Below are 11,898 nucleotides of genomic sequence, written 5' to 3' on the forward strand. Positions count from 1 at the left end.
GGCACCGCCAGGGCCCGCCCGCGCCCGGGCCACGGCCGGCTGACACAGCGCCAGCCGGCCGTGGCCGGTTGGGGACTCGTGCGGCGGGAAGGCGCGGACGCATGACAGACCAGCACGGCAGCCACGTCCGACGGTCCGTGCCTTCGACATCGCATGGCGGGCGACGTCCGGACAGCCCGCTGGACGTGCCGGCCCGCGGCTGGTGGCAGGTGCTGAAACGCACCGGCCGGGAGTTCCTCGCCGATGAACTCCCGGACCGGGCCGCGGCCCTCACCTACTACGCCATCCTGGCGATCTTCCCGGCGCTGCTGGTGCTGGTGTCCGTGCTGGCCCTGGCCGGCACGTCCGTCACCGATACCGTCCTGGACAACCTGCAGGCCCTGGCGCCGGGCTCGGCCCGCGACATCCTGCACGGTGCGATCACCCAGCTGCAGTCCGGCCGCGCTGCGGGCGGGTTCCTCGCCGTACTCGGTCTTGCCGGCGCCCTGTGGTCGGCGTCCGGATACATCGGCGCGTTCATCCGCGCCGCAAACGCCGTGTACGACATCCGCGAGGGCCGTCCGATGTGGAAGACGACCCCGCTGCGGATCGGTCTGACCCTGCTGACGATGGTTCTGCTCGTCGCCTGCGCGGTGATCGTCGTCTTCACCGGCCGGCTCGCCGAGCGTGCCGGGAGCCTGCTCGGCCTCGGCGAGACCGCGCTCACCGTCTGGGCCGTCGCGAAGTGGCCGGTCCTTGTACTGCTCGTCGCTCTGATGATCGCGCTGCTGTACTGGGCCGCGCCGAACGTCCGCGGCCGCGGCCTCGCCTGGACTTCTCCCGGCAGCCTGCTCGCCGTCCTGCTCTGGCTCGCCCTGTCCGCCGGCTTCGCCGCCTACGTCGCCGACTTCGGCTCCTACAACAAGACCTACGGCACACTCGCCGGCGTCGTCGTCTTCCTGATCTGGCTCTGGCTGACCAACCTCGCGATCCTCCTCGGCCTCGAACTCGACGCCGAACTCGCCCGCGAACAGGCCATCCGCACCGGCCGGCCCTGCGCCGAGGAGCCGTACGTCGAACCCCGCGACACCCGCACCTGGCCCGACAAGGACGACGGCGACGGCGACGGCCCCTGCGGGACTTGATCCCGTACCCGCAGCGGGCCGCCGCGCAGGTGGGGTCAGCCGTCGTTGCCGGTGGGCCAGTGCCCCGTGGCCTTGCCGACGGCCACCGCACCGGTCCGGTCGAGCGCCGCCTTCACCAGCGCGAACACGGCACCTTGCAGCGCCGCCGCGAGGAGTACCTCGCTCCAGGTGCGGTCCTCGTCCGTCGCGTTCGGAGCGTCGCCCTCGTGGCCGGCGACCTTCCACACGCGCTTGAACACGGCGCTCGCCAGCACGCCGCCGAGGGCACCCACCACCATGCCGACGGGCTTGTAGACGATCCCGGAAAAACTCACGACCTACCTCCTCCTCATGCCTTTCGGTCGGGGCCGGCCGCCGACGGGCCGCCGGCCCATGGCGGACAGGCGCGATCACGTGCCGACGGAGCGCCGCCCCGCCAGCGCCGTGTTGCGACCGGTTGTCCGGTGCTCAGTGCCCGGAGGTGGGGCTGTCGGGCTGCTGAGGGTCGACGCCGGTGTGGGCGCCCGCGTCGCGGCCGCCGCTCGGCCGGCCGGCCGGACCCCGCGCACCCTCGTCGTGCCGGTGCTTCGACGAGGCCGGGCTCTTGGCGGTGTGCTCACCGCGGCGGCCCTCGCTCTCCACGGTGTCCCCGGGCACCGGCTGGTCCTCCTCTTCGGCGTGTTCCTGCCCCGGCCCGGCGCCGGGCGCGTACGTGTCCGGGTCGAAGGAGCGGCGCGCGCTGTCGTTCGGCTCCTGGTGTTCCTCATCGATGTCGCCCGACCACCCGTGGTGGGCGCCCTCCATCCGGCTGGCTTGCCCCTCCTCCATGGACGGGTGCGACTTCGTCTGACGCCCAGTCATGATCATCACCTCGCTTCACCGAGCCCGGCACGGTCGTCGGGCTCCCCCGGCGCCTGTCCACCCCGCACGTCCTCAACCCTGGCCGCCCAGAGCTCTCCGCTCAGTGGACGAGAGTCAGTGCCGCCCGCGCGCGACCGGCGACCGGGCACGGGCGAGGCCGACGTGCAAGGTCGCGAGCGGCCCGCGCGATCCATTCCCATGCCACCCGGCAGGCGCCGGCCCCGGCCGCACGCCGCCCCCTCGCGGGACGGTCAGAGGCGGTCCCGGACCCGCTCGATGTCGAGGCGGGAGACAGGAGTCGTCATGATGGCGCTCGCGCACCGATACCTGGCGGTCCTCCCCGGCCGCCCGGCAGCCAAGCCCCGCAGACGGGCACCGCCGTCACCGCCACCGGCCGGACCGAGCTCGCCGGCCACCCGGTCTACACCGACGAGAGCGGGCACCTGAAGGTCGAGATCACCACAACGCCCGCCGCCAACTGGACCACCGCGCCACGGACTCGGCGCGTGCGACCGTCCGAGCCGGGTAGGCGGGACGAGACCCGCTGCCCGCTCTGGTGGCGAGCAGACCGCCGCGGCTGGGACTCGTGCCCCGCCGCGCCTTGTGGCGGTCGACGCGGATGCCTGTGACCACCGGGAGGCGCGGGCGCCGGTGTTGGGCGTGGAGTGGCGCGCAGCGTGGTGGTGTGCCTTCGCTCGCGCGGAGGAGGCGTCGGGCCGCGAGGGGCCGGCGGCGAACAAGGTGAGCCGGTGCGTACAGGTGAGCGGGAGCGGGTCGCTAATGGCCGGTACGGGCGGCCCAGTCGAGCAGACGGTCGGTGGTCCAGGTCGTCACCAGCCGGTCCGGGCCCAGGCCTGCACGTGCCGCTCGGGCGTAGCCGGAGGACTGCCAGTGGAGTTGCTCGGGGGCGTGGGCGTCGGTGTCCACGGCGAAGAGGCAGCCCGCTTCCGCTGCTTGAAGGAGCAGGTCGTCCGGCGGGTCGCGCCGCTCGGGCCTGCAGTTGATCTCCACCGCCGTGTCGTTCTCGGCGCACGCGGCGAACACGGCCTGCGCGTCGAAGCGGGATTGCGGCCGGCCGCGGCCGGTGACGATCCGGCCGGTGCAGTGACCGAGCACGTCGACCAGGGGGTTGCGCACCGCCGCGACCATGCGGGTGGTCATCGGGCCGGCGTCCGATCGGAGCTTGGAGTGCACCGAGGCCACCACGATGTCGAGACGGGTGAGGAGCTCGTCCTCCTGGTCGAGTGAGCCGTCGTCCAGGATGTCGCACTCGATTCCGGTGAGCAGCCGGAAGCCGGAGCCGAGCCGGGTGTTGACGTCGGCCACGACATCGATCTGGTGTCGCAGCCGGTCCGGGCTGAGGCCGTGGGCGACCGTGAGCCGCGGGGAGTGGTCGGTGAGGACGGCCCACTGGTGGCCGAGTGCGCGGGCGGCCTGCGCCATCTCGTCGATCGGGCTGCCGCCGTCCGACCAGTCCGAGTGCACGTGGCAGTCGCCCTCGCTCGCCTCCAGCAGTGCCCGGCCCGAGTTCGCGGCCGGCCCGATCTCCGCTTCCAGGCGAGCGAGGTAGGTGGGCGTCTCGCCGGTCGACGCCTGGGCGATCACCTCGGCGGTCACCGGGCCGACGCCGCGCAGGCGTCCGGCCTCCTGCGCGTCCACCCGGCCCGGCGGCAGATCGCGGACGGCGTCGGCCGCCGTGTGGAAGGCCCGCACCCGGTAGGAGGACGCACCGCGCCACTCCAGGAGGAAGGCGATGCGGCGGAGCGCTTCGGCCGGATCCATACCTCCAGTCTTCGCTACGCGGTCGACGTGCGCCGCGGGGTCGCACCCGCGGCCGGTGATCGCCGACGGCCAACCCCCGACCGCACCCGGCTCACCGGCGCGGTCCTGCTGTGGTTCGCCCTGTGCTGGCTCGCGCGCCGCAGGTCGTCCTCCGTCGCGCCGAGCGCCGCCGCGGGTCCTGGGACGCCGGCGGCGCCGGGGCTGCCCGGTCTGTGGCACCGTCCGCCGCGCCCCGGGGCAGTGCCGGCTGCCCCGCGGGGCGGGCCGTCCGGGTGGAACAGCCGCCGTCGGCCAGGGGCGGACGGCGGGGCGGGAACGTCTGTGGGCCGGGCGGGACAGCCCCGCCCGTGGCGCAAGCAGGAGGGACCGACACATGGGACACGGCGGGAACGTCGTCGCGGAGCTGAAGGCTGACCATCGCGAGGTCGAGGAGATGTTCGGCCGGATCAAGGCCATGAGCACCGGCGGCCAGGAGCTACGGGACATGGTCGACGAGGTCACGATCGAGCTGGTGCGGCACTCGGTCGCCGAGGAGCAGTACCTCTACCCTGCGGTGCGCGAGCACCTCGCCGGCGGAGACCGGCTCGCGGACAAGGAGATCGACGACCACGGCCGGGTCGAACGAATCCTCAAGCAGCTCGAGCGGATGGGCACCGACGACTCGCAGTTCCGGCCGCTGCTGCAGGAACTCATGGACGAGGTCACCGCCCACGTCCGCGACGAGGAGAACAACCTGTTCCCGATGATGGAACGGGCCTGTACGGCCGAGATGCTGAACGACCTCGGCGACAAGATCCGCCGCGCCAAGGCCATGGCCCCGACCCGGCCCCACCCCGCCGCGCCCAGCAGCCCCACCGCCAGCAAGCTGCTCGCTCCCGGCGCCGGCCTCGTCGACCGGGCGCGCGACTTCGTCACCGGCCGCGGCAAGTCCTGACCGACAGACGCCCGCCGCGAGTTTCCGGGACGGAGGCCGCGGGCGCGGGATCGGACGGGCGGACTCGGCCCCGTCCGGTCCCGCCGTGACCTGCACCATGCCGCCTGTGGCAGTCGGCTGCCTACACTGGCCTGCCACCACCGGGGCAGCGCCGCCCCGGGGCCCGTCGCCGGCACGCCCCCGAGGACCACCGCATGCCCACCGACCTGACCCCCGTCGCCGCCGCATCCGCCCGCTGGCTGCTCACCGCCTACCCGCCGCCCCCGGGCGCCTTCAGCCGCGCGACCGCCGAGGCCCAGGCCCTGCAGGCCGCCACCGTCGCCGCCGCTCTCCGCTACCCCGCCGCGCTGGACGTCGAACTCCTGCACCTCCTCGGCCCCGGCGGCAGCCACCACCTCGACCAGCTCTCCGGCACCTCCGACTCCGCGGACCGTGCAGACGCCGGACAGGCCGACTGGCGCACCTGGGTGGATGACACCGTCGTCAGCTGGGCCGCGTGCCTCCTCGCCGACCCGGCGCTCGCCGCACGCGCCCACCAGGCAGTGGCGGCCACCGACCACTCCGGGATCGCCGGCGACCCGCGGCGCCTGACCCTGCCCGCCCAGCGCGACACCGAGGCCGCGCCTCTGCTTCGCCACCCCGACCTGCTCGAACCCGTCGCCACCCTGCACCGGCCCCGGCTGCTGGCCCTGCTCACCCCCGAGGCGAGCCCACTGCCCTGACGCCCAGCGGGTGGGCAGGCCGGAGGCCACCGGTGACCGGCCGGCAAGCAGCGGCACCGTGCCGGTGTCGCCGACGCAGCAGCGGCTCTCCTCGTTCCCCGTCGGCCCTCGTCGACGCTCCGGGGCGCACCGCCACCGGCCCGGTGCGCATGCGCCGCGGGGAGTCGGGATCGGCCGCCCGATGGTCCACCGTGAACCCGGCAGCATGGACGGCAACGGGCGGCGCGCTCGTGCGCACGCTGCACAGCCCCCACGCTGCCGGTCGGCGCGCAGCACGGTCCGCTCGCCACGGGCGAGACCGGGCAGTGGTGCCGGGGAGCCCGGTCGCCGCTGCCACGCCGGTGCCGCGGCAGGCGGGTCGCGGGCGGAGAGCGGGTTGCCGTTCTCGGCGCGCTCGCGAGGCCCGGGCGGAGGAATGACGGGACCCACTGATCTTCCGGCGGGCGCCTCGCTCGCCCCACCAGGGCCGGGCGGAGCGGCAAGAGCGGGTCACCGGCTGATGTGCAGGACGCAGATGTCGTCCCTGCGGCCTTCGGGCGTGACGAGTGCGCCCAGAATGCTGTCGAGGGCGTGGGCGTTCGCGACGCAGCGGGCTGCGGTGCGGGCGAGGCGGTCCAGGCCCTCGTCGATGATCTGGCCCGGCTCCTCGATCAGGCCGTCCGTGTACAGCAGCAGGTGGTCGCCGGGCCGCAGGCGCAGCGTGGCCGACTGGTAGGTCGGGGTGGTCGTGGCGCCCAGCAGGACGCCGTGGGGGGTGGGGAGGTAGTGGGCCCGGCCCTGGCGGATCAGGAGGGGTGGGAGGTGGCCGGCCTGCACCCAGGTGAGTCGTTGGTCGGTGGGCTCGTAGCGGGCCATGACCATGGTGGCGGTGCTGAAGTCCCGTTCGGGGGTGTGTCGCAGGAGGGTGTTGAGCCGGTCGAGGATCGTGACCAGGGGCATGCCGGTGATGGCCATGCCTTTGGCGGTGAAGCGCAGTTGGGCCATGGTGGCGACTGCGTCCAGTCCATGGCCGGCGACGTCGCCGATGACGAGCAGGGCGCTGCCGTCGGGCAGTTCGATGGCGCTGTACCAGTCTCCGCCGAGGTTGAGACCTTCCTGCAGGGGCTGGTAGGCGACGTCGACGGTGAGGCCCGCCAGACGCATGGATCGCTGTGGCGGCGGGAGCAGGGCGTGTTTGAGCTGGTCCGCGAGGTCGCGTTCGGCGGCGAGCAGGCCTCGCTGGACGAGGGCGGTGCGTTCTTGGTCCAGCAGTTGCTGTTCGGCGTTCTTGGCGGCGGTCCGGTCCTGGAAGAAGCCGTGTACCTCCACCGGGTGGCCGTGTGCGTCCGCCTCGGCCTCCGCGACGATCCGCACGTGGCGGATCTCTCCGGCGGGGGTGGTGATCCGGAAGGTGTGATCGACGGGCTTGCCGTCCCCGAGGAGGTGCTGCACGGTTTCGCCCAGTGCGGGGAGGTCCTCGGCGACGACGTGGGCGGGCAGCTCCTCCAGTGTCATCGGGCCGAGCGACCGGTCCCGGCCGAAGATGGCGTATGCCTCGTCGGACCATGTGATCACGTCGCGGACCAGGTCCCAGTCCGCCCACCCCATGTTCCCCAGGCGCTGCATGGTGGTCAGCCTGCGCTGTTCGCGTTCGCCGCTGTCCAGGCGGACCCAGGAGACGATCAGCCCCGACCGGCAGGGGGCCGCCCGGACGGCGAAGCGGGACACGCGCGGGATGCCGGCGAGGACCTCCTCGTACTCGAACGGTTCTCCCTCGTAGCGGACGCCGGTGGTCAGGGCTTGCAGGTAGCCGTGCCACAGCGCAGTGCCGGCCACGGTCGGATAGGTCTCCAGGACGCTCAGCCCGACCAGGTCCCTTCCTCGGCGTGTCCCGATGTCGACCGCCTCCGGCGAGGCGGCCGTGATCCGGAAGTCCGCGACCTCGCCCGTCGTGTCGAGTACCGGCAGGAGGAAGATCACCGAGCCGGGCAGTGCGTCCAGCATCTCCTGGATCTCCGGTGCCGGCAGTGCCGCGCCCGGACCTGCGTCGGCCGCCGGCCGTCCGTGGAGCCGGTACCGGCGCGAGGAGAAGACGGCGTCGTCCCCTACCGGGCCGCAGCCACCGCCATCCGGGCCCGGCATCGCGGGTCCCTCCCCGTCCTTCATACAACGAGCATGGCACGCCCTTGACCGTCAACTTCGGCCGGACGGCGGTCACCCCGCGGTTGCGCTGCCCGGCCGGCGGCGAACCCGGCACGGCGCACGGGCCGCGCGACCGTCTGGCGCCTCGGTGGGCCGCACGCCGCCCGCGCGCACGGCCGCCCGCGGCGGGGATCGGGCGGCGGCAGAGGTCGGCCCGGCCGAACAGCAGCGCGCGGCAGGTGGGCGAGTACCCGGCCGGTGAGTTCGGTGCCGGCCGGGTCGGCGAGGACGGTCAGGACGGCGGAGGCGTCCCAGAGGGCCGGGCGGGACTGCTGTTGAGGGCGCGGGCCGGACTTCGACGAAGGCCGGGGCGGCGACCGGCCGGGTGGGGGCACCTGGGCGGCGAAGACGGTGGGAGCCCGGGCGAGGAGCACGGCGGCGACATCGCGGCGTTCGCCGCCGTGCCTTCGGAGCCGAGCACGCGGAGGAGGTACCCGAGCGGACCCAGCACGGCGCGGTCAAAGGCCCTCTGCGGACACCGTCGCGGGCGCGCGGGCCCACGCTCGCCGGCGCCGGCCCCGCGGTGCACACCGGACGGCCGCGGGTGCGACGGAATGCGACGCCGCGCATCGTGGAGACATGCCGAACAACCCGTTGAATGCCAAGCAGTTCAAGCCGAACGTCCACCGCCTCACCGTGGGCGCCGCCATGGCCGGCGCCGGAGCCCTCCTGAGCGTCGCGGGAGCGGCCCTGGTCGCCACGGCCCTCGCCATGGCCGGACGCCGGGTGGTCACGGCCTGGGAAACCCACCCTGTGGAGATGGCCTCCCGCACCGCCCACCAGGCCGCGTCCGCCTCCAGCGCTGCCCGCGATGCCTGGCACTCCAACGCCGTCTGAACCGGCGATCTCGCCGGGCGCGACCGCCCCGAGACCTCTGGCAGCCCGACGAGCCGACCGGCCCTCCGGGGCCGGGTCGCACGGTGTGGACCGGTAGACCTCGCCGCCCGCGACCAGCAGATCGCCGTCGCCGACCACCTCACGGCCCCCGCGGCCTCGCCCCCTGACCCGCCTGCGGCGCCCGCGCCGGCCACTATTCCGTCCCCGCGCCGCGGTCGGCGCGGCCGCCCGCCACCCTGCAGCTGGCCCTCGCCGAGCCGAACGCGGCCACCCGACCCCGCGCCTGCGGAGGCCGCCACCGTCGTGGTCCAGGACGGCGACACCCTCGACGGCATCGCCCAGACGCAGCAGATGGCCGGCGGCTGGCCCGCTCTCGACGAGGTCGACCAGGACGGCATCGGCGACAACCCCGACCTCATCCGAGTCGGGCAGTCCCTCCTCCTCCCCCGACTTCCCACGGGGTTCATCCCAGATCGAGGTCCGCCACGCCCTGCAGCACCGCCCCGCTCGCCCGCACCTCGTCCAGCCAATCCGCGAAGGTCTGCGCCCGGCGGCCGGACGGCACGTCGGCGAGATCGGGCGGCCACGTGCCGGGCGCCACCACGGTCACCACCACACCGCCGTTGTCCGCCGCGGCCGACAACCACGCCTGCGGCGTCTCCATCACGGGCGACGGCTCCCACACCTCGCGGCCGCCGACCAGCACCAGCCTCTCGAACCGGCCGGAGCGGACCTGCACCGTCCCGGTCGAGACCGGCAACCCGCCCGCGGCCACGAACCCGCTCTCCCACGCATCCGTCGCCAGCCCTCCCCAGTGGCCGGCGTCGACCTCGACAACGACCTCCGCCACCGCGGTGCCGTCGCCCGTCTCCCGCACCACCAGCGCCCAGAGCACCGGGCCCTCACCCACAGCCCTCACCCCAGAACAACGAACCCGTCCTGTTCCGCATCCGGCCCGCCTTCATCCGGCACACCGCGCGCCCGTCAGGCGTCGGGGTGCGCCTCCGCCCTATGCGACCACGACCCGCCCGGACAGCCCGCAGGCAGCGGCGGGAACCGGTGCCCCTTCACATCGGTGCTCCAGCGATGCCCGGTCCCGCAGTCGCAGTCGCAGTCGCAGATCCCGCTCGCCGGCACGCTCTCGCCCGGGAGGCCACGACGTCTTCTTCTCCTCCTCCTCCATACCCCCGGTCTACGACAGCACGGGGACCACCGCGAACGCGGACCGTTGCGCCACCACCACGGCTCCGGCCGACCGAGCGCGGCCCGTACCGCCGCGGTCACGCCTGCACCACTCCCCCTCGGCGCGGCCGGATCGTCCGGACGACCTTGTCGCCTCCCGAGATGCGCTCGCCCTACCAGGTCCGGCAGCAGCCGGCCCCGACGTCCCGGACCCCGCCCGGCGGCGATCCGGTCGCGGTCCGACGCGGGCGGACGGTGGCCGTACCGGTGACAGGACGCCGACGCGTGGCGGCGGGGGCTGCCGAACGTCCTGGATCCGCCGGCCCCACGCGGTCCGGGGCCGCCCGCAACCACGCGGTGAAGCCGCCGGTCGGCTGAGTCCCCGGTCCCCGGCGGTACCGTCCCGGCGCCCACGATGCGTCCCGCGCTACGACGACGCTACCGGGACGATACGGGCCGTCCCAATGATGTGGCCGCAGCCGCCCCGAGATCTCCGACGGGACCGCTCGGACCGCACGCCGGAGGTGCCGGCGTCGTAAGGAGGAACGAGATGCGCATCAGGAAGCTCCTCGCCGCTGCCGGCGTGGCCGCCGCCGTTGCCACGACCGGCCTGGCCACGGCAGACACCGCCTCGGCGATCAACTACGACTGCAGTGGCGAGACCCACGCCGTCTGCCTCTACTACAACTCCAGCGCCTACGGCTACGGCGCCTACTTCCAGCAGAGCGGTGACATCCACGACTACGGGGCCTACTGGTTCCAGCCCGGCCTCAACGGCAGCAACGGGGTCGGCAACACGGTCAAGAACCACGCTGCGGCCGTGGACAGCTGGTACGGCGGCAACTTCGTCGTCTACTACAACAGCTGGTACGACTGCAGGTACGCCTGCCAGACCATCCCGGCCTGGAAGACCGTGGACCTCAACAGCGCGCTGAAGAACAACAACGCCTCGGGCGCCTTCCACTGAGCCCGTCCGAGCCCGCCCGAGTCCGTGTCCGGGCCCGGTGGCTCCCGCGGTGGTCCACGGCCGTCCCCACCGGCTGAGGACCACCGCGGCCGCCGATCCACCGAGGCCTCCTCGCGAGAGAGATCCCACCCGTGTCACGACGCCCGCGCCGTACCGCCCTGCTGATCACCCTGCCGCTCCTGCTGGCCGGTTGCGCGAGCGCGGTTGCGGAGCCGAAGCCCGGCACCGCCTCCCCGTCGCGCACGGACCCCGTTCCCTCGGTCTCCGCCGTGCCGTCGCTCGACTCGGCCAACGACAAGCCGCTGCCCCTCGACGGCTACCTGCTCAATGACGAGCAGCAGACCCAGGTCGAACAGGCGCAGGCCAAGCTGGTCACCGCCTGCATGACCCGGCTCGGGTTCACCTTCACCTTCCCCGCGTCACCCAGGGAACTGCGTGGCAGCGACGCTCCCACCACGCGGATCGACGGCCGCTACGGCCCGCAGAACGCCGCGACGATGGCGACCTGGGGCTACCACCCGGAGGGCGGCGTCCCGGCGGAGAAGATGCAGCCCGGGTCGGCCCCGGCGCCGAAGTCACGGGAGGAGACGGTCGCGGAGACCGGCTCCTCGGACCCGAAGCAGCGATTCGGCCCGGGAGGCCAGCTCGTCAACGGCCGGAAGGTGCCCGACCACGGCTGCTTCGGCGAGGCCAACCAGCGGCTCACCGGTGCTGTGGACGGGCAGATCGGCGACCCGCAGACGGCCGTCACCCTCAAGTTCCGCACACTGAGCGAGTCCCAGCAGGACACGCGCACCCGGGCCGCATTCGCCCGGTGGTCGCAGTGCATGAAGGGGAGCGGCTTCGACTACCCGGACCCGGTGGCGGCGATGGGCGACCCGGAGTGGAACAGGACGCCCATGCCCACCCCGCACGAGATCCAGGTGGCCAAGGCGGACGCGGCCTGCCGGCACGAGCACAACGTGGTGGGCATCTGGTACGCGGTGGACTACGCCTACCAGCAGGAGGCGATCGCCGCCGAGGGGAAGGCGATGGCCGAGGCCAAGGCCGGCCTGGAGACCCAGGTCCGGGCCGCCCGCCAGGTCCTGGCTTCCTGAGATGGAAGTCATCTCGTCTGGCCATCCTGCGGTAGCAGATGAGTGCCGCGGTGATGGTGGCGAAGGCCGCGAAGTGGTCCGCTTCTGCGTTCGTAGCGGCGGTGGAGCCGGCGCAGGCCGCCGAGCCGGGCGACGGTCCGTGCGGCAGCGGCATGGAGCGCCAGGCGCCGCAGGTCGGCGGCGTGCCGAGCCGGGCGCCGCGGTCGGCGCGGGTGGCGCGGGCGGGGCGGGC

Annotated in this window: 12 protein-coding genes and 1 pseudogene; 8 read left to right on the forward strand and 5 right to left on the reverse strand. The window is 73.9% G+C overall.

Features of this window, described 5'->3' with window-relative positions:
* Window positions 1–101: 101 nt before the first annotated feature.
* Window positions 102–1,124 (forward strand): YihY/virulence factor BrkB family protein, encoded by a 1,023-nt coding sequence (locus KSNIM_RS01060; RefSeq protein ID WP_263101286.1) that lies wholly within the window; start codon window positions 102–104, stop codon window positions 1,122–1,124.
* 35 nt (window positions 1,125–1,159) lie between these two features.
* Here the strand turns inward: KSNIM_RS01060 and KSNIM_RS01065 are convergent, their stop codons facing one another.
* Both KSNIM_RS01065 and KSNIM_RS01070 read right to left on the reverse strand, forming a co-directional pair.
* Window positions 1,160–1,438 carry a DUF4235 domain-containing protein gene (locus KSNIM_RS01065; RefSeq protein WP_263101287.1) on the reverse strand — a complete coding sequence of 93 codons (279 nt, stop codon included), beginning with the start codon at window positions 1,436–1,438 and terminating at the stop codon, window positions 1,160–1,162.
* 133 nt (window positions 1,439–1,571) lie between these two features.
* Entirely contained in the window at window positions 1,572–1,964 is a 393-nt protein-coding gene (locus KSNIM_RS01070) for a hypothetical protein (RefSeq protein WP_263101288.1), read from the reverse strand.
* Window positions 1,965–2,287: 323 nt separating this feature from the next.
* Between KSNIM_RS01070 and KSNIM_RS39320 the strand changes: the two genes are divergently transcribed.
* Entirely contained in the window at window positions 2,288–2,593 is a 306-nt protein-coding gene (locus KSNIM_RS39320; protein ID WP_411543837.1) for a DUF6296 family protein, read from the forward strand.
* Between the two features lie 148 nt (window positions 2,594–2,741).
* Here KSNIM_RS39320 and KSNIM_RS01075 read toward each other — a convergent pair whose 3' ends face one another.
* Entirely contained in the window at window positions 2,742–3,746 is a 1,005-nt protein-coding gene (locus KSNIM_RS01075) for a PHP domain-containing protein (protein WP_263101289.1), read from the reverse strand.
* 373 nt (window positions 3,747–4,119) lie between these two features.
* Here KSNIM_RS01075 and KSNIM_RS01080 point away from each other — a divergent pair, with 373 nt between their 5' ends.
* Window positions 4,120–4,680, forward strand: a complete 561-nt coding sequence (locus tag KSNIM_RS01080) for a hemerythrin domain-containing protein (RefSeq protein ID WP_263101290.1) — start codon at window positions 4,120–4,122, stop codon at window positions 4,678–4,680.
* Between the two features lie 194 nt (window positions 4,681–4,874).
* Window positions 4,875–5,402 (forward strand): hypothetical protein, encoded by a 528-nt coding sequence (locus tag KSNIM_RS01085; RefSeq protein ID WP_263101291.1) that lies wholly within the window; start codon window positions 4,875–4,877, stop codon window positions 5,400–5,402.
* Between the two features lie 489 nt (window positions 5,403–5,891).
* Here the strand turns inward: KSNIM_RS01085 and KSNIM_RS01090 are convergent, their stop codons facing one another.
* Window positions 5,892–7,547, reverse strand: coding sequence for a PP2C family protein-serine/threonine phosphatase (locus tag KSNIM_RS01090; protein WP_263101292.1), 1,656 nt, complete (start codon window positions 7,545–7,547; stop codon window positions 5,892–5,894).
* A 615-nt stretch (window positions 7,548–8,162) separates the two neighbouring features.
* On the opposite strand from KSNIM_RS01090, the gene KSNIM_RS01095 reads away from it, so the two are divergent.
* The gene (locus tag KSNIM_RS01095) at window positions 8,163–8,420 is read left to right on the forward strand and encodes a hypothetical protein (protein WP_263101293.1); all 258 of its coding nucleotides are present in this window, start codon (window positions 8,163–8,165) and stop codon (window positions 8,418–8,420) included.
* A 463-nt stretch (window positions 8,421–8,883) separates the two neighbouring features.
* Here KSNIM_RS01095 and KSNIM_RS01100 read toward each other — a convergent pair whose 3' ends face one another.
* Window positions 8,884–9,330 (reverse strand): hypothetical protein, encoded by a 447-nt coding sequence (locus KSNIM_RS01100; RefSeq protein ID WP_263101294.1) that lies wholly within the window; start codon window positions 9,328–9,330, stop codon window positions 8,884–8,886.
* An 822-nt stretch (window positions 9,331–10,152) separates the two neighbouring features.
* On the opposite strand from KSNIM_RS01100, the gene KSNIM_RS01105 reads away from it, so the two are divergent.
* The 3 genes and pseudogenes from KSNIM_RS01105 to KSNIM_RS01115 all read left to right on the forward strand — a co-directional run.
* Window positions 10,153–10,569, forward strand: a complete 417-nt coding sequence (locus KSNIM_RS01105; protein WP_263101295.1) for a hypothetical protein — start codon at window positions 10,153–10,155, stop codon at window positions 10,567–10,569.
* Between the two features lie 131 nt (window positions 10,570–10,700).
* Window positions 10,701–11,666: a hypothetical protein gene (locus KSNIM_RS01110; RefSeq protein ID WP_263101296.1), complete on the forward strand. Its 966-nt coding sequence runs from the start codon at window positions 10,701–10,703 to the stop codon at window positions 11,664–11,666.
* 38 nt (window positions 11,667–11,704) lie between these two features.
* Window positions 11,705–11,898, forward strand: a pseudogene (locus KSNIM_RS01115) (hypothetical protein); the annotation flags it as partial.

It is taken from the genome of Kitasatospora sp. DSM 101779 (genome assembly GCF_025655475.1).
GTDB lineage: Bacteria > Actinomycetota > Actinomycetes > Streptomycetales > Streptomycetaceae > Kitasatospora.

Bases quoted from the DNA above. Each gene is read 5' to 3' on its own strand.
- KSNIM_RS01060 (WP_263101286.1), top strand. From the start codon at position 102: ATGACAGACCAGCACGGCAGCCACGTCCGACGGTCCGTGCCTTCGACA.
- KSNIM_RS01070 (WP_263101288.1), bottom strand. From the start codon at position 1,964: ATGACTGGGCGTCAGACGAAGTCGCACCCGTCCATGGAGGAGGGGCAA.
- KSNIM_RS01075 (WP_263101289.1), bottom strand. From the start codon at position 3,746: ATGGATCCGGCCGAAGCGCTCCGCCGCATCGCCTTCCTCCTGGAGTGG.
- KSNIM_RS01080 (WP_263101290.1), top strand. From the start codon at position 4,120: ATGGGACACGGCGGGAACGTCGTCGCGGAGCTGAAGGCTGACCATCGC.
- KSNIM_RS01085 (WP_263101291.1), top strand. From the start codon at position 4,875: ATGCCCACCGACCTGACCCCCGTCGCCGCCGCATCCGCCCGCTGGCTG.
- KSNIM_RS01090 (WP_263101292.1), bottom strand. From the start codon at position 7,547: ATGAAGGACGGGGAGGGACCCGCGATGCCGGGCCCGGATGGCGGTGGC.
- KSNIM_RS01095 (WP_263101293.1), top strand. From the start codon at position 8,163: ATGCCGAACAACCCGTTGAATGCCAAGCAGTTCAAGCCGAACGTCCAC.
- KSNIM_RS01105 (WP_263101295.1), top strand. From the start codon at position 10,153: ATGCGCATCAGGAAGCTCCTCGCCGCTGCCGGCGTGGCCGCCGCCGTT.